Below are 23,524 nucleotides of genomic sequence, written 5' to 3' on the forward strand. Positions count from 1 at the left end.
CCCATGCGCCTGCTTCGTATCCTGAGCCTGTTGTTGGTGGTAGTCGCACCTTCGGCGTTTGCCGACAGCCTCTACCAGGTGGAAATGATCCTGATCCGCCAGAATGCGGAGCCGGTCATCAACAGCCGGCCGGCCCCGGAAGACTGGGCCTCTGGGGCCCCACGCCAAAGTATCGAGAAAATCAGCCCGCCGCGCCTGAACAACATCGTCGAAAAACTCCAGGCCAGTGGCGACTACACCGTGCTGCTGCACAAGGCCTGGGAGCAGAACCTGGGCGAACAGCCCGTGAAGATGAAAATCACCGACGGCCAGGAGCAGTTCGGCCAGTTCCCCATCCAGGGCACCCTGGACCTGCAACTGGGGCGCTTTACCCGTATTGACGCAAGCTTCTGGCTCAACCAGTTCGACAACAATGGCAGCGTGATTGCCAGCGAACACCTGAGCCAGCCGGACGTGCGCACCAAGAACAACCAGCTCAACTACCTGGACGGCGGCCACCTGGCTCTGCTGATCAAGATCACCTCCCTCACCGCCAAGCCACCGAGCGCACCACCGCCCGGCCTGGCGGACTGATCCTGCGCCATGTCCCTGCCGTCGTCGCTGACCAAGCCCCTGGCGCCTTCCTGGGCCAACCGTTTCAAAGAGCAAAGCCTGGAACGTGGCCGGCGCTACGCTCTGGAAAATCGAGTGCGGATCGTCGAGTCGGGCGACAGCACCATCATCGCCAGTTGCGAAGGCTCGGGAGGGAATGTCTACCGCCAGACCATTTCCCTGCGCGAGTCGGCCAAAGGCACCTTGATCCTGGTGGACAGCCGCTGCACCTGCCCCGTACACACCAACTGCAAACACATTGCCGCGGTGCTGCTGCAGGTCCAGGAAACCCTGGCCTATCCGGCAGCAGCCAAGGATGCCGAGCTGTTGGAAAAGCTCCAGGCCGTACTGGACAACCGCGTGGTGTTGCCACAAGTGGTGCTCGAGGATGTACAGCCCATTCCCCGGCTGTGGCTGGCCAGTATCGAGTTCAGCGCCTTTGAGCCGCGCAACGGCAAGATGCAGCGCTATATCCAGCACCGGGCGGCGCTGTCGTTCAATTACCAGGGTAACTACGTCAGCGGCCAGAAAAACGCCGATATCATTGTGCGCCAGGAAACCCAGAGCCTGCGGATCAAGCGTCACCCCGAGGTGGAGCAAGGCTTTCGAGAACACCTGCGCCTGCTTGGCTTCAAGATCGCCACGCGCCAGAGCAAGGCCTTGCCGGAAAGCGCCGGCGAGCTGTTTGAGATGGTCAACGACAGTGCCTGGCTGAACTTCACCCTCAACGCATCGCCGAGCCTACGCGCCGAGGGCTGGGAGTTGCAGATCGATGAGGATTTCGGCTTCGACCTGAGCCCGGTCGACGACTGGTACGCCAGCGTCGATGAAGTGCCGGAGCGCGACTGGTTCGACCTGGAGCTGGGCATTATCGTCAATGGCGAACGCCTGAGCCTGCTGCCGATCCTGCTGAACCTGATGCGCTCCCACACCGAAATCCTCAACCCGGAAAAACTCGCGCGCCGCCGCGACGACGAACTGATCCTGGTGAACATCCCCGGCCTGCCCAATGGCGGCCACGGCCCATTGCAAGTGGCGCTGCCCTATGGTCGGCTCAAACCGGTGCTGGCCACCCTCGGCGAGTTCTACCTGCAAGAGCCCGGCACCACCGCCTTGCGCCTGGCCAAGGCCGACGCCATTCGCCTCAATCCGCTGGAAGACCTGCCGCTGCAATGGGAAGGCGGCGAGCAGATCCGCAACTTTGCCCAGCGCCTGCGCGACATCAAGGACTTCACCTGCGCAGCACCCGAAGGCCTGAACGCGACGTTGCGCCCCTACCAGCTCGAAGGCCTGAGCTGGATGCAGTCCCTACGTCAACTGGAAGTGGGCGGGATTCTCGCGGACGACATGGGCCTGGGCAAAACCCTGCAGACCCTGGCGCATATTCTCAGCGAAAAAATCGCTGGGCGCCTGGACCGGCCGTGCATGGTGGTGATGCCCACCAGCCTGATCCCCAACTGGCTCGACGAAGCGGCGCACTTCACCCCGCAACTCAAGGTGCTGGCGCTGTACGGTGCCGGGCGCAAAAAACACTTCACCCAGTTGCAGGATTACGACCTGTTGCTGACCACCTATGCCCTGCTGCCCAAGGACATCGAGCAACTGGCCACGCAGCCGCTGCATGTGCTGATCCTCGATGAAGCCCAATACATCAAGAACCCCACCAGCAAGGCCGCCCAGGCCGCCCGCGAGCTCAATGCCCGCCAGCGCCTGTGCCTGAGCGGCACCCCCCTGGAAAATCATCTGGGCGAGCTGTGGTCGCTGTTCCACTTCTTGCTGCCGGGTTGGCTGGGCGATGTAAAAAGCTTCAACCGGGATTACCGCGTGCCCATCGAAAAACGCGGCAGCGACGTGCGATTGCAGCACCTCAATGGTCGGATCAAACCGTTCTTGCTGCGTCGCACCAAGGAACAGGTGGCCACCGAATTGCCGCCCAAGACCGAGATCATCCATTGGGTCGATCTCAATGAAGCCCAGCGTGATGTGTACGAAACCATGCGCCTGGCCATGGACAAGAAGGTGCGCGACGAGATCACGCGCAAGGGCGTGGCTCGCAGCCAGATCATCATCCTTGAAGCGCTGCTTAAGCTGCGTCAGGTCTGTTGCGACCTGCGCCTGGTCAACGATGCAACCCTGCCGGCGCGCGGCAGCAGCTCCGGCAAACTCGACAGCCTGATGGAGATGCTCGACGAACTGTTTGCCGAAGGGCGCAGGATCCTGCTGTTCTCCCAGTTCACCTCGATGCTCAGCCTGATTGAGATCGAGCTGAAAAAACGCGGAGTCGCCTATGCCTTGCTGACCGGCCAGACTCGCGATCGGCGCACGCCGGTGAAGGATTTCCAGAGCGGCAAGCTGCAGATCTTCCTGATCAGCCTCAAGGCTGGCGGCGTCGGGCTTAACCTGACCGAAGCCGATACCGTGATCCACTACGACCCGTGGTGGAACCCGGCCACAGAAAACCAGGCCACTGACCGTGCGTATCGCATCGGCCAGCAGAAGCCGGTGTTTGTGTACAAGATGATTGCCCGCGGCACTGTGGAAGAGAAGATCCAGGCGTTGCAGCAGGAGAAGTCAGACTTGGCGGCGGGCGTGCTGGATGGTCGCACCACTGGCGACTGGAAGCTGGGCAACGAAGATATCGAGGCGCTGTTTGCGCCGTTGCCCAATAAGCAAGAGAAGCGTTGACGGTCAGCCGTCCCTGTGGCGAGCGGGCTTGTCGGAACGCCACAGACACCTGTCTCAGGCTTATTCGATCAACTGCGCTTCCCGAAGCGCACAGAGCGCTGCCAACCAACGCGGGTCCTGCTTATAGTCAGTCGAGGCAATCGCCTGCCCACGCATCCGGGCAATCCGTGCCGACGGCGTAACCTTCATGCGCTGGGCGGCGCTCAGGGCCAACTCGGCGGCCGCACGGTCATTGCACACCAGACCCATATCGCAACCTGCGCTCAAGGCCGCCTCGATACGGCTCGCCGCATCCCCCACCACATGGGCACCGGCCATGGACAGGTCATCACTGAAAATCACCCCATCGAACTGCAACTCACCGCGCAGGATGTCCTGCAGCCAGCGACGCGAGAAGCCAGCCGGCTGGTTATCGACCTGCGGATAGATGACATGGGCCGGCATGACGGCGGCCAATTGCTTGCTCAAGCGCGCGAACGGCACCAGGTCACGGCTGCGAAGCTGCTCCAGGCTGCGTTCATCCACGGGAATGGCGACGTGGGAATCTGCCTCAGCCCAACCGTGACCCGGAAAGTGTTTGCCGGTGGCCGCCATGCCGGCGCTGTTCATGCCCCGGATAAAGGCGCCAGCCAACAGCGCGGCACGCTCGGGATCACCTTCGAACGCGCGCGTGCCTACGACCGCGCTGCGTTGGTAGTCGAGGTCCAGCACTGGGGCGAAGCTCAGGTCCAAGCCGACGGCCAACACTTCCGTAGCCATGACCCAGCCGCACTGCTCGGCCAGGTATTCGGCATTGGGATTGTCTGCCAGCGCACGCATGGCCGGCAGGCGGACAAACCCCTGGCGCAGGCGCTGGACACGGCCACCCTCCTGGTCGACAGCCAGCAACAGGTCCGGGCGCACCGCGCGAATGGCGGCGCTCAACTCCCGCACTTGGCGCGGATGCTCGATGTTGCGCGCAAAAATGATCAGGCCGCCCACTTCAGGCTGGCGCAACAAGTGGCGATCTTCAGCCGTCAGCCAGGTGCCGGCGACGTCCACCATCAAAGAGCCTTGCAGGGCAGCAGTCATAAATTTTCCTTGAATGACGCGCGCACTCCACTACCTCGCCAGGTCAAGCCTGGCAAGGCGGTGGGGTACGGGTAAATATTTGAAATCGGCATGGGCGGCTAGCTTAGCGGATGCAAGCGGTGGCGCCCAGACGCCAGTGGTTAAACCTTGGCAGCCACAGGGACGGACTTGCTGCGCGGGCGCAACTGAGCGGCAGCCATGGCCGGGTCGGTGACACCACTTTCGGCGCGCATACCAGCAGCCAGGAACGGCACCATCAAGCGCATGACCTGCTCGATGGAGGTGTTGACCCCGAAATCCGTCTCGGCGATGGCGCGCAAAGCCTTGATCCCGGACATGCTGAACGCTGCGGCGCCGAGCATGAAGTGTACGCGCCAGAACAATTCGATCGGGGGAATACGCGGAGCCGCCTCATTCACCAGCAGCATGTAGCGACGGAATACCTTGCCATACATGTCTTCGAGATAACGCCGCAAGTGGCCCTGGCTCTGACTGAACGCCAGGCCCAGCAGACGCATGAAGATCGACAAGTCGTTGCCACTGCGTGGTTGTACCACCAGCGCTTGCTCGACGAGGATTTCCAGCAGCTCTTCCAGGCTCGGCTTGCTGTCGGGCTTGGTCTGGCGCCGCTCCAGCTCACGGTCGAGACTGATGCAGAACGGCCCCAGGAAACGTGAGAATACTGCCTGGATCAGGGCTTTTTTCGAGCCGAAATGATAGTTCACTGCCGCCAGGTTGACCCCAGCCTTGCTGGTGATCAGCCGCAATGAAGTTTCAGCAAATCCTTTTTCCGCGAACAACTGCTCGGCAGCATCGAGAATGCGTTCAACGGTTTCCGACTGGGCCATGGGTACTCCGCCTGACAAACACTTGTTTGAAACATACGTTTCACCCTGTGCAATGTCAAGCCTGCAGGTCCGTTTTCCGGCCGGGCAGTCACCCGATTCGTACCTATTTAATCACATCTTCAGCGGCCTGTAGGCAGCGCTATCTCCAGGCTTTGCAAGGACCGACGGATGACCGTCCGGCGGACTCGGCAAAAACGATGATTGCCAAGCGCAGTTCACTGTATATAATCCCAGTCACTGTATAAAAAGACAGAGCGATCAACATGCTAAAACTGACGCCACGCCAAGCTGAGATTCTCGCTTTTATCAAGCGCTGCCTCGACGACAACGGCTATCCGCCGACCCGGGCGGAAATCGCCCTGGAGCTGGGATTCAAATCCCCCAACGCTGCGGAAGAACACCTGAAGGCCCTTGCCCGCAAGGGTGCAATCGAAATGACCCCAGGTGCATCCCGTGGCATTCGTATCCCTGGCTTCGAAGCCAAGGCTGACGAATCGACGCTGCCGATCATCGGCCGGGTCGCTGCCGGTGCGCCGATTCTTGCACAACAGCACGTCGAAGAGTCCTGCAATATCAACCCGACCTTCTTCCATCCTCGCGCCGACTACCTGCTGCGGGTCCATGGCATGAGCATGAAGGACGTGGGCATCTTCGACGGCGACCTGCTGGCCGTCCATACCACCCGTGAAGCACGCAACGGTCAGATCGTCGTGGCGCGCATTGGCGACGAAGTGACGGTCAAGCGCTTCAAACGCGAGGGCAGCAAAGTCTGGCTGCTGGCGGAAAACCCTGAGTTTTCACCGATTGAAGTCAACCTGAAGGATCAGGACCTGGTGATCGAAGGCTTGAGTGTCGGCGTTATTCGCCGCTAACGGAGGCATCATGCAGTTCCCACACGCGCAACAACATACACAACTGCCGCTGTTTGAGGCCTTCCTGGCCCAGCCACTTGCACCGATCCTCAGCGAGGCGGTGGAGTCCCCATGGACCGCCCCCGCCGAACCGGAGGTATTCAGTGAATTGTCGTTGCGCGGCGCTGCCGGGAACTGCCTGAGCTTGCTGGCTCCGATTCTGCGTGAACTGAGCGAGGAGCAGGATGCCCGCTGGCTGACTCTGATCGCCCCGCCCTCCAGCCTGACCCAGGCCTGGCTGCGGGATGCGGGCCTGAACCGCGAGCGTATCCTGCTGCTGCAACCACGCGGCACCCAGAGCGCCCAGCAACTGACTTGCGAAGCGTTGCGACTGGGGCGTAGCCATACCGTCGTCAGTTGGCTGAATCCGCTGGGCGCTTCAGCCAAGCAACAGTTGATCAGTGCGGCACGCACAGGCGATGCACAAAGCTTGAACATTCGATTGGGGTAAAGCCCGAGACTGACGCGCAACGCGTTATCGGGAGTATTACAGGTCGTCCGATTGCAGCCTGACGTCAGGTCAGTGCCTGCGATGGACGCAAGGCTTCTACAGGATTGAGAAGCCGATTGAGAATTTGAATCTTAAAAACGACAAACGGACTCAGTGAAGAATCCGCGGACCGTCGTCTTTCTCTGGTTCGCCTTCAGCCAAGCGCCCCGCCATCTGCACACCCACGCTCAACATGGCTTTTGCCACTTCCACGTGCTGGCCTTGCAGAAATGCCTTGGCATCTTCGGAAAAGTCCAAAGTCACCAGAGAACCCTCGTCCTCAGCCCTGCGCAGCTCAATTCGGCCGTCGGGCAATTCAACAATTTCCAGAAAGGACGTTGGCATAAAAATCTGTTCTCCACGAAAGGCCAGCATTATATCAGTCATCAACGCGGCCTCGCTCAGGATCTGAACAGCTTTCTTTACGGCTTGATGAATGGTCTGTATGAGCTAGCTTGCCAGCGATAGCGGTCTGCCGGCCAACTTTGCATTGCTTGATCAATTGTTATCGCCGGCAAGCCGGCTCCTACATTGCTCTGCCTCTCAGCACTCGTTCAAGCCATCCCGAAAGCGGATAGCCAGCTTCTTCAGCTCCTGACGCCAGCTCTCCAACTCGGCCCGGCTCAGCGGCTCGGGACCTTCGTCTTCCAGACTGACCGCAACAATCAGCGGCTGGGTCACATCGCCCTTGGGCTTGTGCGGCACACGCGGGGGCTGGAACATCGCCGAATGCGCAGCCAGCAAACGTGCCAGCCAGCTGTCAGGGCTGCGGGCCATTTCCACCAACTCGGCCAACTCAGGGATGGCCAGGGATTCCAGCACCTCGCGGGTCAGGATATCCTCGGCCCGTGGCGCATGCGCCTGGGGCAAGCGATAGAAGCCGGCAATTTCATGACACAGCCCCAGCAAGGCGCCATACAGATGGAACAACGCCGACTCCCGCCCCGCCTGGACCAGCGCGATAGCGTTCATCTCCTTCCCTTCCTCGGCACGACCAAGGGCTTCCAGGGACAAACCCGCGAAGTAAATTTTCTGGTTGGTACGGGTATAGAGTTCGTTAGCCATGACGGCAGTCTCCACAACGACATAAACGTGATGCTGGCTTTGCAGGAGCGAGTTTACTCGCGAAAAACCCGAGAACAACGCAGTGCATCGGGTTTATCGCGTTATCGTCAACGACCTTCGCGAGCAAGCTCGCTCCTACAGATCAAGCGCCCTGGCGCTTGTCCTCGACCTTCCACTTACCGCCGTCGTAGAACGCCTTCCAGCCCGTAGGCTTGCCGTCCACTTCGGTCTGCACGTACTGCTCCTTGGTCTTGCGGCTGTAGCGGATCACAGCCGGACGACCATCGGGATCCTTCTTCGGCGCTTCACACAGGAAGTGGTACTTCGGATCGATCTCATCCTTGTGCGGCACGATCTCCATCACCAATGGTGCACGGGTCTCGCGGTTTTTCGGGAACTGGCTGGCGGCCAGGAACAGGCCCGAAGCGCCGTCACGCAGGATGTAGGTGTCGTTGACCTTCTCGCACTTGAGCTCGGGCATCTTCACCGGGTCCATCTTCGGCGGCGCCGCGTCACCGCTTTTCAGCAGTTTGCGGGTGTTCTTGCAGGTCGGGTTGGTGCAACCGAAGAACTTGCCGAAACGGCCGGTCTTGAGCTGCATCTCGCTGCCGCACTTGTCGCACTCCAGGCTCGGACCTTCGTAGCCCTTGATGCGATAGGTGCCTTCTTCGATCTCGTAGCCGTTGCAATCCGGGTTGTTACCGCAGATATGCAGCTTGTGCTTCTCATCCAGCAGGTAGGCATCCATGGCCGTGCTGCAGATCGGGCAACGGTGCTTGCCACGCAACACCAGCGACTCGGATTCACCCTCGTCGTCGGCGGCGATTTCATCACCCGGTACCAGGTTGACCGTGGCCTTGCAGCGCTCTTTGGGCGGCAGGCTATAGCCCGAGCAACCCAGGAACACACCGGTAGACGCGGTGCGGATCTGCATCGGCCGCCCGCAGGTGGTGCACGGAATATCCGTCATCACCGGCTGGTTGGCGCGCATGCCGTTTTCCGGGCTCTCGGCTACTTCGAGTTTTTTCTTGAAGTCGCCATAGAACTCGTCGAGTACGTTTTTCCAGTCACGCTCGCCCTGGGCCACGTCATCGAGGTTCTCCTCCATGCCGGCGGTAAAGCCGTAGTCCATCAGGTTGGAGAAGCTCTCAGACAAACGCTCGGTAACGATATCGCCCATCTTTTCCGAATAGAAACGACGGTTATGCAGGGCCACGTAGCCACGGTCCTGGATGGTGGAAATGATCGCCGCGTAGGTCGAAGGACGACCAATGCCACGCTTCTCCATCTCCTTAACCAGGCTGGCTTCCGAATAACGCGCAGGCGGCTTGGTGAAGTGCTGGCTCGGATCAAGCTTGATCAGCTTCATCACATCGCCCTGGGCCATGTCCGGCAACACGTCGTCGTCGCCTGGCTTGGCGATTTGCGGCATCACCCGGGTGTAGCCGTCGAACTTGAGGATACGGCCCTTGGCACGCAGCTCGAATTCCCCGGCACCCACGGTGACAGTCGTGGACAGGTATTGCGCCGGCAGCATCTGGCAAGCCAGGAACTGGCGCCAGATCAGCTCGTAGAGGCGCTCAGCGTCGCGCTCCATGCCACTGAGTTTGCTTGGCTCGGTATTGGCATCGGAGGGACGAATCGCTTCGTGAGCCTCTTGTGCGCCTTCCTTGCTGCTATAGACGTTTGGCTTCTCCGGCAGGTACTTCTTGCCGAACTCGCTTTCAATATAAGTACGCGCCATCGCCACCGCGTCCACCGACAGGTTGGTGGAGTCGGTACGCATGTAAGTGATGTAGCCCGCTTCGTACAGACGCTGGGCCATCATCATCGTCTTCTTCACCCCAAAGCCCAGGCGGTTGCTCGCGGCCTGTTGCAGGGTGGAAGTGATGAACGGTGCCGACGGCTTGCTGCTGGTGGGCTTGTCTTCACGCTTGACGATGCTGTAGCTGGAAGCCTTGAGCTTTTCCAGCGCGGCCATGGCCTGAGCTTCGTTGAGCGGCTTGAAGGCCTCGCCTTTCTCGCGGGCTACGTCAAAGCGTACGGTAGCGCCCTTGGCGGTCCCGAGGTCGGCGTGGACTTCCCAGTACTCTTCAGGGATGAACGCACGGATCTCGCGCTCGCGCTCCACCACCAACTTGACCGCGACCGATTGCACACGGCCAGCGGACAGGCCACGAGCGATCTTGGCCCACAGCAGTGGCGAGACCATGTAGCCGACGACGCGGTCGAGGAAGCGTCGAGCCTGCTGGGCATTGACGCGATCAATGTCCAGTTCGCCCGGCTTGGAGAAGGCTTCCTGGATCGCCTTCTTGGTAATTTCGTTGAACACCACGCGTTTATAGCGGCTGTCATCCCCACCGATGGCTTCGCGCAGGTGCCAGGCAATGGCTTCCCCCTCGCGGTCCAAGTCCGTTGCGAGATAGATGGTGTCAGCATCCTTGGCGAGCCGGCGCAGCTCCTCGATGACCTTTTCCTTGCCTGGAAGGATTTCGTACTTGGCCTTCCAGCCATGGTCCGGGTCCACACCCATGCGCGAGACCAGCTGCTTACGCGCCTTCTCTTTAGGCGAGAGCACCGGACCTTCGCCCGCAGCCGCCTTGCCGCGCTTGGCAGCAGGCTCCTTGCTGGCGCTAGCCGAACCGCTGGTGGGCAGGTCTCGGATATGGCCGATACTCGACTTCACCACGTACTCGTTACCCAAGTACTTGTTGATGGTCTTGGCCTTAGCCGGGGATTCCACAATGACCAGCGATTTGCCCATGGATCGGAAAATTCCTGAATTCGAGAAGAGAAAGGCGGTTGGCGCCTGACGCGGCAACGCTATATATAGTGGCAACACAGTGAGGTCAAGCACAGCATTGTGCGCAACCGGCCGTTATTGCACCGAAAAAAGACTGGGTTCACCCTGCACCAAAGCAAAGCGCGGGACCTGTTCGCCGTCAACTTCGACGGTCTCCAGGAACATGCTCAAGGGACGCACCCAAAAGCCGTAATCGCCATACAGTGCTTGGTAGAACACCACTTCTTCCTCGGTCTCGGAGTGCCGCGCCACATTGAAAACGCGGTACTCGGGACCTTTGTAATGCCTGTAGAGCCCTGGTTCGACTTTCATGCTCTGGCCCTCTTACAAAATTTATTAAAAAAAATAAAAATTCCAAAAAACAAAAACCGGGGGCACTGGGCCCCGGCTTCCGTCAACCCAACGCTTAGACGCGTTCGAAGACGGTGGAAATGCCTTGGCCGAGACCAATGCACATGGTTGCAACCCCAAGGTTGCCGCCATTTTGCTTCATCACGTTAAGCAAAGTGCCGGAAATACGTGCACCGGAGCAACCGAATGGGTGGCCCAGGGCAATCGCACCGCCGTGCAGGTTAACCTTCTCGTTCATCTTGTCGAGCACTTTCAAATCTTTCAGCACTGGCAGGGCCTGTGCGGCGAAAGCTTCGTTGAGCTCGAAGAAGTCGATGTCGGAGATGCTCAGACCTGCGCGCTTCAAGGCTTTTTGTGTGGCCGGTACTGGACCATAGCCCATGATCGCCGGATCCACACCCGCTACGGCCATGGAACGGATCACCGCCAGAGGCTGGATCCCCAGGTCCTGGGCGCGCTGGGCCGACATCACGATCATGCACGAAGCACCATCGGTGATCTGCGACGAAGTACCGGCAGTCACGGTGCCGCCCTTTGGATTGAATGCCGGCTTCAAGGCCGCCAGGCTTTCCAGGGTGGTGTCCGGACGAATGGTTTCGTCGTAGTCGAACAGTTTCAGGAAACCGTTCTCGTCATAGCCGTTCATCGGGATGATTTCATCCTTGAACTTCCCTTCCAGGGTTGCCTTGTGGGCAAGCTGGTGCGAGCGCAGACCAAAAGCGTCCTGGGCTTCACGGGTGATGCCATGCATCTTGCCGAGCATTTCCGCGGTCAAGCCCATCATGCCCGAGGCTTTTGCCGCGTACAGCGACATATGCGGGTTTGGATCGACGCCGTGCATCATGCTGACGTGGCCCATGTGCTCCACGCCGCCGACCACGAACACATCACCGTTACCGGTCATGATCGCCTGAGCGGCAGTGTGCAGCGCGCTCATCGACGAGCCACACAGGCGGCTGACGGTCTGGCCGGCAGCAGTGTGCGGGATCTGCGTCATCAAGGAGGCCATGCGCGCAATGTTCCAGCCCTGCTCCAGGGTCTGGTTGACGCAGCCCCAGATCACGTCCTCGACTTCGTTCGGGTCGACCTTGACGTTGCGCTCCAGCAGCTTGCTGATCAGGTGCGCCGACATATCTTCGGCACGGGTGTTGCGGTGCATGCCGCCCTTGGAGCGGCCCATCGGTGTGCGACCGAAGTCGACAATCACCACGTCTCTTGGATTCAAGCTCATAAATATTCTCGCTCTAGTCGTCTGGGCGCTTAACCGAAGAAGCTCTGGCCATTCTTGGCCATCTCGCGCAGCTTCGCAGTCGGGTGGTACAGCGGGCCCAGATCAGCGTATTGATCAGCCAGGGCAACGAATTCGGCTACACCGATCGAGTCGATGTAACGCAGCGCACCACCACGGAATGGAGGGAAACCAATACCGTACACCAGGCCCATATCGGCTTCGGCGGCGGTTTCGACGATGCCGTCTTCCAGGCAACGTACGGTTTCCAGGCACAGGGCGATCATCATCCAGTTGATAATGTCCTCGTCGGACACTTCACGCTGCTCGTAGACGATGGGTGCCAGCACTTCGTGGACCGATGGATCGGCAACTTTCTTCTGCTTGCCTTTCTTGTCGGTCTCATAGGCGTAGAAGCCCTTGCCATTCTTCTGGCCCAGGCGCTTGGCTTCGTAAAGCGCATCGACAGCCGAGCGACGGTCGTCTTTCATGCGATCCGGGAAGCCTTCAGCCATGACGTCGCGACCGTGGTGGCCGGTGTCGATACCGACCACGTCCATCAGGTACGCCGGGCCCATTGGCCAGCCGAACTTCTCCATGACCTTGTCGATACGCACAAAGTCCACACCCGCGCTGACCAACTTGGCGAAACCGCCGAAGTACGGGAACAGCACACGGTTGACCAAAAAGCCCGGGCAGTCGTTGACCACGATCGGGTTCTTGCCCATTTTCTTGGCGTAGGCAACGGTGGTGGCAACAGCCAACTCGCTGGACTTTTCGCCACGGATCACTTCCACCAGCGGCATCATGTGCACCGGGTTGAAGAAGTGCATGCCGACGAAGTTTTCCGGACGCTTGAGGGCCTTGGCCAGCAAGGTAATGGAAATGGTCGAGGTGTTGGACGCCAGGATCGTGTCTTCTTTGACCTGGGCTTCAACTTCAGCCAGTACCGCTTGCTTGACCTTCGGGTTCTCGACAACCGCTTCGACCACCAGGTCGACATGTCCGAAATCGCCGTAGGACAGCGTAGGACGAATGCCGTTAAGCACTTCAGCCATTTTCGCAGCGGTCATGCGACCTTTATCAACGCGGCCCACCAGCAGTTTGGCGGCTTCCGCCAGGCCCTGCTCGATACCGTGTTCGTTGATGTCCTTCATCAGGATCGGCGTGCCTTTGGACGCCGACTGATAAGCGATACCGCCGCCCATGATACCGGCGCCCAGTACGGCAGCCTGTTTCACGTCTTTGGCGATTTCGTCGTAGGCCTTGGCTTTTTTCTTCAATTCCTGATCGTTCAGGAACAGGCCGATCAGGCTCTGCGCAGCAGACGTCTTGGCCAGTTTGACGAAGCCGGCGGCTTCGATTTCCAGGGCTTTGTCGCGACCGAAGTTCGCGGCTTTCTGGATGGTCTTGATCGCTTCGACCGGAGCCGGGTAGTTAGGACCCGCTTGACCGGCGACGAAACCCTTGGCGGTTTCGAACGACATCATCTGTTCGATGGCGTTGAGCTTGAGCTTTTCCAGCTTCGGCTGGCGCTTGGCCTTGTAGTCGAATTCGCCGCTGATGGCGCCCTTGATCAGGTTCAGTGCAGCTTCTGCGAGCTTTTCCGGAGCAACCACGGCATCGACTGCGCCTACTTTCAGCGCGTCTTCAGCACGGTTTTCCTTGCCAGCGGCAATCCATTCGATGGCATTGTCGGCACCGATGATACGCGGCAGGCGCACGGTACCGCCGAAGCCTGGGTAGATGCCCAGCTTGACTTCCGGCAGACCGATTTTCGCGCTGGAGGCCATGACGCGGAAGTCCGCGGCCAGGCACATTTCCAGACCGCCGCCCAGAGCGATGCCATTGATCGCGGCAACAGTCGGCACGTTGAGGTCTTCGAAATCGCTGAAAATCTTGTTGGCTTCGAGGTTGCCAGCCACAAGCTCGGCATCGGGCAGCTTGAAGTTGTCGACGAATTCGGTGATGTCAGCGCCGACGATAAACACGTCCTTGCCGCTGGAGACGATCACACCTTTGATCGATGCATCAGCCTTGATGGTGTCTACGGCCTGACGCAGTTCGTTCAGGGTTAGACGGTTGAACTTGTTGACGGACTCACCCTTGAGGTCGAATTTCAATTCGACGATGCCACTTTCAAGAGCCTTAACCGTGATGGCTTTACCTTCGTAAATCATCAACTGATCTCCACGATATGGAAGCTGAACAGTACACGTCGGACGCTGGCCGAAGCGTAAACACAGACGTTACCGTCGATGCTAACGCCTATTTGCCAGGCACACCCGCCAACGCGATAGTCGGGATTCTGTACGAACGGTCTGAAGGACAAACGCTCAATTCATACGCCCGTTTGATTTGGGTACGCCACCTTCAGCCAATTTCCGACAATTGTCAATCGCTCGAAAGGGCTGCTAAAACGCGACTTTTCAGTCATTTCAGAACCGCTACGCCGAATCAATGCGCAGGCATTCACCTGATCAATAATCCAAAACAGCCAGCAAAGGCCTGTACAGCGACGGATAACCGGCTAGGCTAGCCGCATGTGTGAACGCCTACGCGAATGCGCGGCGTGATGAATCAATTACCGGCCTGCCTGGCCAACTCCAGCCCGATGATGAAGTCGGGCTTTTTATTGCCTACAATTTCATCACTGTAGAAGCGAGCTTGCTCGCGAAAAACCTGAGCGCGCCGCGTTAAACCAGGTTTGCCACGTTATCGTTGACGATTTCGGGCGCAGACGGTGTCAGGCCAGAGCCTTGAGCAAGGCGTTGATATTCTGCAAGACGCTCAATTCGCCCTTCTCACCCCCAATACAAAGCGATCATCTGCCCATCGGCTTCGATTTTGTAGACGTTATCCGGCAGCGTTGCAAAATGCGGCAACAACTTCTCATCGACGCAGATTTCCCTCCATTGATTGACCCATACCCCCGGCTCCAACTGCCAGTAACACCAGAGGGCCGGCTTACTGCCCCGCCGCGGCCGACAGTACTGCGCACACGGGCTGGGCGGCTCTTGCTTGAGCCAGTGCGGCCACTCCTGGGGCGACAACTGCATCGCCAGGCCAATGCGGCGGGCCTCCATGCGCAGGGCCATGCGCCCGCTCTGGTGGCGCGAAGGTCGCAGCCATGCCAGGGGGCTCAACACCACTAGAAGGATTGACACCACTATCCAGACCGTCATATGTGTACTCCCGAATTTCTAGATGAGCGGATCCAACCCCATCCGCTTGAAAGCAGCCATACTGAACTTATTGCAGTCCCCTGGAGGAACGCCTCATGACTTACGAACATATTCTGGTCGCCGTGGACCTGACCGAAGAGTGCGATCCGGTGATCAAGCGCGCCGTGGCCATTGCCGGCGATACCGTGAAGCTGTCCCTGGTGCATATCGTCGAACCCATGGCCATGGCCTTTGGCGGCGACGTACCGATGGACCTTTCGCAACTGCAACAGCAGCAGTTCGACCAGGCCAAGGAGCGCCTGGACCGCCTGATTGCCAAGTATCCCGCGCTGAAAAAGGACCAAAGCCACCTGACCTATGGTCAGCCACGCCAGGAAATCCACCACCTGGCCAAAGAGCAGAACTGCGACCTGATCGTGGTCGGCAGCCATGGTCGTCATGGCCTGGCGTTGTTGCTGGGCTCGACGGCCAACGACGTCCTGCACGGTGCGCCTTGCGATGTGCTGGCGGTGAAGCTGGTCAAGAGCTCGTAAGAACACCAGCTCCTAACCTTGAATTGCATTTCATATAAAAAAACCGGTGCTCGTAAGAGCGCCGGTTTTTTATTGCCGCTGAATCAATCAGGCATCCAGCTCGGCCCAACGCTCAACCAGCACTTCCAGCTCCTGGTTGAGTTTATCCAGGGACTCGATGACCTTGGCAGTTTCCGCCGCAGGGCGCAGGTAGAAGCCTGCGTCAGCCATTTCGGCTTCCACGGCTGCGATCTGCTGCTCCTTGGCGTCGATATCACCCGGCAAGGCTTCCAGCTCACGCTGCAGCTTGTAGCTGAGCTTTTTCTTGGCCGCCGGCGCAGCGTCCTGAACAGGTTCAGCAGCGGCAGGTGCAACCACCGCAGAGTTCAAGTCGGCCTTGCCGGACTTGCTCTCGGTCACGCCCAGCAGGCGCGGCGAACCGCCCTGGCGCAGCCAGTCCTGGTAACCACCGACGTATTCGCGCACCTTGCCTTCACCTTCGAAGACCAGGGTACTGGTGACCACGTTGTCGAGGAATGCCCGGTCGTGGCTGACCATCAGCACGGTGCCGTTGAAGGTCAGCAGGACCTCTTCCAGCAGTTCGAGGGTTTCCACGTCGAGGTCGTTGGTCGGTTCGTCGAGCACCAGCAGGTTGGCCGGCTTGCTGAACAGCTTGGCCAGCAGCAAGCGCGCACGCTCACCGCCAGACAAGGCCTTGACCGGGGTGCGGGCACGTTGTGGGCTGAACAGGAAGTCGCCCAGGTAGCTCAGGACGTGGCGGCTCTGGCCGTCGATATCGATAAAGTCGCGGCCTTCGGCGACGTTGTCGATCACGGTTTTTTCCAGGTCCAACTGGTGGCGCAACTGGTCGAAGTAGGCCACGTCGATGCGCGTGCCCTCTTCCACGGTGCCGCTGGTCGGTTGCAGGCCGTTGAGCATCAGCTTGAGCAAAGTGGTCTTGCCGGTACCGTTGGCGCCCAGCAAGCCGATGCGGTCGCCACGCTGCAGGACCATGGAGAAGTCCTTGATCAGGAACGGGCCATCCGGGTGATGGAAGCTGACGTTCTCCAGGACCATGACCTGCTTGCCCGACTTGTCGGCGGTATCCAGCTGGATGTTGGCCTTGCCGGTGCGCTCGCGACGTTCGCTGCGCTCGACACGCAAGGCTTTCAGGGCGCGTACGCGGCCTTCGTTACGGGTACGGCGCGCCTTGATGCCCTGGCGGATCCAGACTTCTTCCTGGGCCAGCTTTTTGTCGAACAGCGCGTTGGCGGTTTCTTCAGCGGCCAGGGTGGCTTCCTTGTGCACCAGGAAGCTGGCGTAGTCGCCGTTCCAGTCGATCAGGCCGCCGCGATCCAGTTCGAGGATGCGCGTGGCGAGGTTCTGCAAAAAAGAACGGTCGTGCGTGATAAACAGCACGGCGCCCTGAAAGTCCTTGAGGGCTTCTTCCAGCCAGGCAATCGCGCCGATATCCAGGTGGTTGGTCGGTTCGTCGAGCAGCAGCAGGTCCGGCTCGGACACCAGGGCCTGGGCCAGCAGCACGCGGCGACGCCAGCCGCCGGACAGTTCGGCAAGGGTCTTGTCAGCCGGCAATTGCAGGCGGCTCAAGGTGCTGTCGACCAGTTGCTGCAAGCGCCAGCCATCACGGGCTTCGAGGTCTTGCTGGACGTGCATCAGCTTGTCCAGGTCAGCGTCGGTGACGCAGTTCTGCGCCAGGTGATGGTACTGGGCAAGCAATTCGCCTACGCCATCGAGGCCTTCGGCAACCACGTCGAACACGGTCCGTTCGTCGGCCACCGGCAATTCTTGCGGCAATTCGCCGATCTTCAGGCCCGGGGCACGCCACACGGAGCCGTCATCGGGCTTCTGGTCGCCCTTGACCAGCTTCATCATGCTGGACTTGCCGGTGCCGTTGCGGCCGATGATGCACACCCGCTCACCACGGGCGATCTGCCAGGACACCTTGTCCAACAACGGCATAGCGCCGAAAGCAAGGGACACATCGCTGAATTTGAGCAGGGTCATACGCTTCTCCAAAAACTGGGCGCGCATTCTACCTGAGTTGGGGGGTGAAGCGGCCGGCATTTTCATGACCGACACGTTCTGTAGGACATTTCTTGAGAACTTCGGCGAAGCGGCCTGCAAAGCTTTCACCGGCTGCGAGCAAAAGGCTAAGCTAGGGGCAATCAGTGTCGACAGCGTCGGCACTAGTCCTGATTTCTTTGCACGGACGTCTCATGCGCAGTCGCCTTTTCAGCTTTTTATCTTGCCTGCTTCTTTCCTCCACCGCCGTCCAAACCGCCCAGGCAGTGGACCTGACCACCCAACGCCAATATTACGACCAAGCCAAGCGTGCCCTGGCCAAAGGCGATACCGGGCCGTACATGCAATACAGCCAGGCCCTGGCCGATTACCCGCTGACGCCGTACCTGGCCTACGACGAGCTGACCGCACGCCTCAAATCCGCCAGTAACCAGGAAATCGAACAGTTCCTGGCCAAGCATGGCGACCTGCCCCAGGCCAACTGGATGAAGCTGCGCTGGTTGCGCTGGCTGGCCGAGCGTGGCGACTGGAAGACCTTTGAAAAATACTACGACGCCAAGCTCAACTTCACCGAGCTGGACTGCCTGCACGGCCAATACCAGCTGAGCAACAACCTCAAGGCCGAAGGCTACAAAACCGCCGAAGCCCTGTGGATGACCGGCAAATCCCAACCGGCCGCCTGTGATGCCACCTTTGGCCAATGGGCCGCCGCCGGACAATTGACCGAACAGAAAATCTGGGACCGCGCCAAGCTCGCCGCCGAAGCCCGCAACTATCCGCTGGCCAACAGCCTGGTGAAAACCCTGCCCACCCTGGGTGCCCAGGGCCGCCTGATGGTGGATGTGGCGCAAAAGCCCACCATGCTCAGCGACCCATCGCGCTTCCTGCCCGCCACAGAAGCCATGTCCGACGCCGTCGGCCTGGGCCCTGCGCCGCCTGGCGCGCCAGGACCCGGAACAAGCCATGGCCCTGCTGGATGGGTATGCCAGCAGCATGCACTTCTCCCGTGATGAAAAAGTGTCCATCGCCCGGGAAATCGGCCTGACCCTGGCGCGCCGCTACGACCCCCGCGCCCTGGACGTGATGACCAAATATGATCCGGAGCTGCGTGACAATACCGTCTCCGAATGGCGCCTGCGCCTGCTGCTGCGTCTGGCCCGCTGGGAAGATGCCTACCAGTTGACCCGCAAGCTGCCCCAGGACCTCGCCACCACCAACCGCTGGCGCTACTGGCAGGCCCGCGCGCTGGAACTGGCCGAGCCGAAGAACCCGCAAGCGCTGGTGCTGTACAAAGGCCTGGCCAAGGAGCGGGATTTTTATGGTTTCCTTGCCGCAGATCGCTCCCAGGCACCCTATCAACTGAACAACCAACCGCTGGTCATGAGCCACGCGCTGATCAACAAGGTACGTAACACTGCGGGTGTGCGTCGCGCCCTGGAGTTTTATGCCCGTGGCCAGATCGTCGACGGCCGTCGCGAGTGGTATCACGTCAGCCGCCACTTCAACCGTGACGAAATGGTCGCCCAGGCTAAGCTAGCCTATGACATGAAATGGTACTTCCCGGCGATCCGTACCATCAGCCAGGCCAAGTACTGGGACGACCTGGATATCCGCTTCCCCATGGCCCACCGCGACACCCTGGTGCGTGAAGCCAAGGTCCGTGGCCTGCATTCGAGTTGGGTGTTTGCCATCACCCGCCAGGAAAGCGCCTTTATGGATGACGCCCGTTCCGGCGTCGGCGCCAGCGGCCTGATGCAACTGATGCCCGCCACCGCCAAGGAAACCGCACGCAAGTTCAGCATCCCGCTGGCATCACCCCAGCAAGTGCTGGACCCGGACAAGAATATCCAGCTCGGCGCCGCCTACCTGAGCCAGGTTCACAGCCAGTTCAACGGTAACCGCGTGCTCGCCTCCGCCGCCTACAACGCCGGCCCAGGGCGCGTACGCCAATGGCTGCGCGGCGCCGATCACCTGAGTTTCGATGTGTGGGTGGAAAGCATTCCGTTCGACGAAACCCGTCAGTATGTGCAGAACGTGCTGTCTTATTCGGTGATCTACGGGCAGAAGCTCAACTCGCCACAGCCATTGGTGGATTGGCACGAGCGTTATTTTGATGACCAGTAACAGCAGGTAAAAGCTGCCCGCTTGAAGCTGCAAGTGCCCGCGTTGTGAGACGCGGGCATTTTTTTTAGGGTTCGTCGTGACCATCGCTAAATTGCAGGGCCGCCAGCCGCGCATACAGCGGGTTGGTGGCGATCAGTTGTTGATGGGTGCCCACCGCGACCAATTTCCCCTGATCCATCACCGCAATCCGATCGGCGTTTTTCACCGTGGCCAGGCGGTGGGCGATCACTAGGGTGGTGCGCCCTTCCATCAGTTGCGGCAATGCCTGTTGGATCAGGTGCTCGCTCTGGGCGTCCAGGGCGCTGGTGGCTTCGTCCAGCAGCAGGATCGGCGCATCTACCAACAAGGCCCGGGCAATTGCCAGGCGCTGGCGCTGCCCACCGGAAAGGCCCATGCCACCATCACCCAGGTGGGTCTGGTAGCCATCGGGCATTTGCAGGATGAAGTCATGGGCGTGGGCAATGCGCGCCGCCTCTTCGACCTGGGCGAAACTGGCCTTTGGGTTGCCGTAGCGGATGTTGTCTTCGACGCTGCCAAAAAACAGCGCCGGGCTCTGGGATACCAGAGCAAAACAGCGGCGCAGGTCCAAGGGGTCCAGGCTGGTCAGCGGCTGGCCTTCGAGCAGCACCCGCCCCTGTTGCGGGTCGTAGAAGCGCAGCAACAAGTCGAACAGGGTGGACTTGCCCGCTCCGGACGGGCCGACCAGGGCCAGGGTTTCACCGGCCCGGATGCTCAGACTCAGGCCTTCGATGGCAAAGCGATCGGGACGCGACGGGTAGGAAAAGTACAGATCCTGCAACTCCAGGCGGCCACTGACCCGCTGCGCCAACGTGATCAGCCCCGTGGCCGGCGCCTGGATGTCATTGTTCGACTGCAACAGTTCGGCAATCCGCTCCGCCGCGCCTGCCGCCCGTTGCAACTCGCCGATCACCTCGCTCAAGGTGCCAAAGGCGCTGCCGACGATCAGGCTATAGAACACAAAGGCCGCCAGCTCGCCGCCGGAGATGCGCCCGGCGATCACATCCATGCCGCCCACCCACAGCATCACCCCGACGGCGCCCAGAACCAGCACAATCACCAGGGTAATCAGCCAGGCGCGCTGGACGATACGCTTGCGTGCCGTGGTGAACGCCTCCTCCACTGTCACCGCGAAGCGCTGCTCATCCTGCACTTGATGGTTGTAGGCCTGCACCGTCTTGATCTGGCCCAGGGTCTCGGAGACGTAGCTGCCTACGTCTGCAATCCGATCCTGGCTCTGGCGCGACAGGCTGCGTACGCGCCGGCCGAAGATCAGGATCGGCGCCAACACCAGCGGCAACGCCACCACCACAATGCTGGTGAGCTTGGGGTTGGTGATAAACAGCAACACAATCCCGCCGATCACCATCAACGCATTGCGCAGAAACAGCGACAGGGATGAACCGATCACCGATTGCAGCAAGGTGGTGTCGGCGGTCAGGCGTGACTGGATTTCCGAGCTGCGATTGTTCTCGTAAAACCCCGGGTGCAGGTAGATCAGATGGTTGAACACCAGCCTGCGAATGTCCGCGACCACCCGCTCACCGATCCACGACACCAGGTAGAAGCGTGCAAACGTGCCCACCGCCAGGCCCAGCACGAGGATCATGAACAGGCCGATGGACTGGTTGAGCAAGTGTGGCGATTGGGTCATGAAGCCCTGATCCACCAACAGGCGGATGCCCTGGCCCATGGACAAGGTAATCCCTGCGGTGACGATCAGTGCGAGCAAGGCGCCGACGGCCTGCCAGCGGTACGGGGCAATAAAGCGGGTAGCCAGGCGAATGGCGCGGCGTTGACGGGCAGAAAGCATGGAGAGCATCACCTGAGGAAGACAACCTCAAGCCTACACCGCAATCGGATTGAACTTGGGTAAATCACAATGAGTCAGGTTAGTTATGCCCGGCAAGATTAGGCCCTAGAGGCTAACGGTCTAAAGTCCGGCTGGAAATCCAGCACGATTTCTGCTGGACTGGGCATTCAATCCGCCGTCGGGCTAAGGAGTTGTAACAGCTCGGTCACGCGGGGGAATTAGAGTAGGTACACAACCTGATGAGGAGACAGGCCATGTCCTTGCAAAATAGCAGCACTGACAAAGTTGAAGTAATCCGCCAGCCACAGCAGTTGCCTTGCTCGTACATCGATGCCCATGGCCGCGAAGTACAGATTACCGAAGAGATGATCCAGGGCGCCTGCGCCGAACTGGAGCAGAAACTGGTCAAGCCTGCCCAGCAAGGCTGATACGCCCCAGCTCTTTCAGAACCGGCCCAAGTGGCCGGTTTTTTATGCGTTTTTTTGTGCTCCTAGTGCATCGACAATGCTCGACAAAGCTGGCGACTCACCATTGATCCGCACTTTCAAACCATCGATCTCGCGGCGCTCTGGGTAGTGCTTGCGCAGCAGGTCGAATGCCTTGCGCTGTTCTTCCACTGTTCCTACCAGGCTACGGCGGAAATCCGCGTCGTCACGTCGCGGGTCGTAGACGCTGCGGCACAACGTCGCCAGGGCCCAGGCCGGATCAGTGCTGGCATTGAGGGTGACCTCAGCCAGCCAGGGTTCAGGCAGCAGGTCACTCAACGAAATATTTGCCGGCTGGCCAAGGTGCGCGCACAGCGCCTGGTAGATCTGCGCCGTGCCGCGCTGCTTGCCGTCAAGGCTGTAGCCGGCGATGTGCGGAGTCGCCAGCACGCACAACTCGGCCAGCTCCACATCCACTTCAGGCTCGCCTTCCCACACGTCCAGCACTGCCTGCAAATCTTCGCGCTCCAGCAACACTTCGCGCAGCGCTGTGTTATCCACCACCGGACCACGGCTGGCGTTGATCAGCCAAGTGCCTGGCTTGAGCTGCTCAAGACGCTGGCGATCCAGCAGGTGCCAAGTCGAGCCATTGCCGGATTTTTTCAGAGGGGTGTGCAGGCTGATCACATCGCACTGCTCGATGATCTGCTCCAGGCTCACGTAATCGCCTTCTTCGGTGGCCTGGCGTGGCGGATCGCAGACCAGCACTTTCCAGCCCAGGCCCTTGAGCACCTTGACCAGGCGCCCGCCCACCTCACCGGCACCGACGATGCCATAGGTACGCTGGGTCAGGTCGGCACCTTCGATTTCAGCCAGGGTCAGCAGGCTGCCCAGCACATAGTCCACCACACCACGAGCGTTGCAGCCCGGCGCGCTGGACCATTGGATCCCGGCCCTTTGAAAGTAATCGAGGTCCAGGTGATCGGTGCCGATGGTGCAGGTGCCGACAAACCGTACCGCCGTGCCCTCCAGCAACGCGCGGTTGACGTTGGTCACCGAACGCACCAGCAGCACATCGGCCTGTTCAATGGCGGCGCGGTCGATGGCGCGGCCCGACACCCGGCGGATCTCGCCGAAACCTTCAAAGAACGCATCGAGCAGCGGGATATTTTCGTCGGCAACAATCAGCATGGCAGGCTCCTTTGGCGGACCAGCAGTGTACAGGCACCGGCCGCCGGAACGTTTACAAATCCACTACACAGGTATTTTCCTGACCTATCCGTCAAGGCGTAGAATGCGCCGTCCTGCGCTCCCCTTATCGGACATCTGCACGTGAACACTGCCACTCTGCCCCCTCTCCC

The 23,524-nt window shown here is 60.1% G+C and carries 18 protein-coding genes and 2 pseudogenes; 8 read left to right on the forward strand and 12 right to left on the reverse strand.

All coding sequences use genetic code 11. From position 1 onward, the window contains the following. The first annotated feature begins 3 nt into the window (after positions 1 to 3). Both JTY93_RS18095 and JTY93_RS18100 read left to right on the forward strand, forming a co-directional pair. Positions 4 to 573, forward strand: a complete 570-nt coding sequence (locus JTY93_RS18095; protein ID WP_205477415.1) for a CsiV family protein — start codon at positions 4 to 6, stop codon at positions 571 to 573. 9 nt (positions 574 to 582) lie between these two features. Beyond that, on the forward strand, positions 583 to 3,276 hold the full coding sequence (locus JTY93_RS18100) for a DEAD/DEAH box helicase (RefSeq protein ID WP_205477416.1): 2,694 nt from the start codon (positions 583 to 585) through the stop codon (positions 3,274 to 3,276). A gap of 60 nt (positions 3,277 to 3,336) precedes the next feature. On the opposite strand, the gene nagZ is transcribed toward JTY93_RS18100, so the two are convergent. Further along, positions 3,337 to 4,335 carry a beta-N-acetylhexosaminidase gene (gene nagZ, locus JTY93_RS18105; protein ID WP_205477427.1) on the reverse strand — a complete coding sequence of 333 codons (999 nt, stop codon included), beginning with the start codon at positions 4,333 to 4,335 and terminating at the stop codon, positions 3,337 to 3,339. A gap of 152 nt (positions 4,336 to 4,487) precedes the next feature. After that, positions 4,488 to 5,195, reverse strand: a complete 708-nt coding sequence (locus JTY93_RS18110) for a TetR/AcrR family transcriptional regulator (protein WP_169992513.1) — start codon at positions 5,193 to 5,195, stop codon at positions 4,488 to 4,490. A gap of 263 nt (positions 5,196 to 5,458) precedes the next feature. On the opposite strand from JTY93_RS18110, the gene lexA reads away from it, so the two are divergent. Both lexA and sulA read left to right on the forward strand, forming a co-directional pair. Beyond that, a complete protein-coding gene (lexA, locus tag JTY93_RS18115; protein ID WP_029300096.1) occupies positions 5,459 to 6,067 on the forward strand; it encodes a transcriptional repressor LexA in 609 nt (202 codons plus the stop codon). Between the two features lie 10 nt (positions 6,068 to 6,077). Beyond that, positions 6,078 to 6,557 (forward strand): SOS-induced cell division inhibitor SulA, encoded by a 480-nt coding sequence (gene sulA, locus JTY93_RS18120; RefSeq protein ID WP_205477417.1) that lies wholly within the window; start codon positions 6,078 to 6,080, stop codon positions 6,555 to 6,557. 150 nt (positions 6,558 to 6,707) lie between these two features. Here the strand turns inward: sulA and JTY93_RS18125 are convergent, their stop codons facing one another. From JTY93_RS18125 to fadB, 6 genes are all read right to left on the reverse strand, one after another. Then, complete coding sequence (locus JTY93_RS18125) at positions 6,708 to 6,941, reverse strand: hypothetical protein (protein WP_029300092.1); 234 nt, start codon at positions 6,939 to 6,941, stop codon at positions 6,708 to 6,710. A gap of 198 nt (positions 6,942 to 7,139) precedes the next feature. After that, positions 7,140 to 7,661, reverse strand: a complete 522-nt coding sequence (locus JTY93_RS18130) for a DUF6586 family protein (RefSeq protein ID WP_029300090.1) — start codon at positions 7,659 to 7,661, stop codon at positions 7,140 to 7,142. Positions 7,662 to 7,803: 142 nt separating this feature from the next. Continuing rightward, the gene (gene topA / locus JTY93_RS18135) at positions 7,804 to 10,425 is read right to left on the reverse strand and encodes a type I DNA topoisomerase (RefSeq protein ID WP_169992519.1); all 2,622 of its coding nucleotides are present in this window, start codon (positions 10,423 to 10,425) and stop codon (positions 7,804 to 7,806) included. Positions 10,426 to 10,539: 114 nt separating this feature from the next. Beyond that, entirely contained in the window at positions 10,540 to 10,776 is a 237-nt protein-coding gene (locus tag JTY93_RS18140; protein WP_169992521.1) for a DUF1653 domain-containing protein, read from the reverse strand. A gap of 94 nt (positions 10,777 to 10,870) precedes the next feature. Continuing rightward, positions 10,871 to 12,046: an acetyl-CoA C-acyltransferase FadA gene (fadA, locus tag JTY93_RS18145; protein ID WP_029300086.1), complete on the reverse strand. Its 1,176-nt coding sequence runs from the start codon at positions 12,044 to 12,046 to the stop codon at positions 10,871 to 10,873. Between the two features lie 29 nt (positions 12,047 to 12,075). Continuing rightward, on the reverse strand, positions 12,076 to 14,223 hold the full coding sequence (gene fadB / locus JTY93_RS18150; RefSeq protein WP_057438519.1) for a fatty acid oxidation complex subunit alpha FadB: 2,148 nt from the start codon (positions 14,221 to 14,223) through the stop codon (positions 12,076 to 12,078). Positions 14,224 to 14,590: 367 nt separating this feature from the next. Between fadB and JTY93_RS18155 the strand changes: the two genes are divergently transcribed. Then, positions 14,591 to 14,743: a hypothetical protein gene (locus tag JTY93_RS18155; protein WP_205477418.1), complete on the forward strand. Its 153-nt coding sequence runs from the start codon at positions 14,591 to 14,593 to the stop codon at positions 14,741 to 14,743. Between the two features lie 46 nt (positions 14,744 to 14,789). Here JTY93_RS18155 and JTY93_RS18160 read toward each other — a convergent pair. Then, positions 14,790 to 15,228, reverse strand: a pseudogene (locus JTY93_RS18160) (hypothetical protein). Between the two features lie 95 nt (positions 15,229 to 15,323). Here JTY93_RS18160 and JTY93_RS18165 point away from each other — a divergent pair. Further along, complete coding sequence (locus JTY93_RS18165) at positions 15,324 to 15,761, forward strand: universal stress protein (RefSeq protein ID WP_029300080.1); 438 nt, start codon at positions 15,324 to 15,326, stop codon at positions 15,759 to 15,761. A gap of 87 nt (positions 15,762 to 15,848) precedes the next feature. Here the strand turns inward: JTY93_RS18165 and JTY93_RS18170 are convergent, their stop codons facing one another. Next, a complete protein-coding gene (locus JTY93_RS18170; protein WP_205477419.1) occupies positions 15,849 to 17,765 on the reverse strand; it encodes an ATP-binding cassette domain-containing protein in 1,917 nt (638 codons plus the stop codon). Between the two features lie 212 nt (positions 17,766 to 17,977). Here JTY93_RS18170 and JTY93_RS18175 point away from each other — a divergent pair. Continuing rightward, positions 17,978 to 19,907: pseudogene (locus JTY93_RS18175) on the forward strand (transglycosylase SLT domain-containing protein). A 64-nt stretch (positions 19,908 to 19,971) separates the two neighbouring features. Here JTY93_RS18175 and JTY93_RS18180 read toward each other — a convergent pair. Continuing rightward, complete coding sequence (locus JTY93_RS18180) at positions 19,972 to 21,747, reverse strand: ABC transporter transmembrane domain-containing protein (RefSeq protein WP_205477428.1); 1,776 nt, start codon at positions 21,745 to 21,747, stop codon at positions 19,972 to 19,974. A gap of 245 nt (positions 21,748 to 21,992) precedes the next feature. Between JTY93_RS18180 and JTY93_RS18185 the strand changes: the two genes are divergently transcribed. Further along, complete coding sequence (locus JTY93_RS18185; RefSeq protein ID WP_205477421.1) at positions 21,993 to 22,166, forward strand: PA1571 family protein; 174 nt, start codon at positions 21,993 to 21,995, stop codon at positions 22,164 to 22,166. Between the two features lie 42 nt (positions 22,167 to 22,208). On the opposite strand, the gene pdxB is transcribed toward JTY93_RS18185, so the two are convergent. Continuing rightward, a complete protein-coding gene (pdxB, locus tag JTY93_RS18190; RefSeq protein WP_205477422.1) occupies positions 22,209 to 23,354 on the reverse strand; it encodes a 4-phosphoerythronate dehydrogenase PdxB in 1,146 nt (381 codons plus the stop codon). Positions 23,355 to 23,524 lie beyond the last annotated feature (170 nt).

It is taken from the genome of Pseudomonas hygromyciniae, assembly GCF_016925675.1.
Lineage (GTDB): Bacteria > Pseudomonadota > Gammaproteobacteria > Pseudomonadales > Pseudomonadaceae > Aquipseudomonas > Aquipseudomonas hygromyciniae.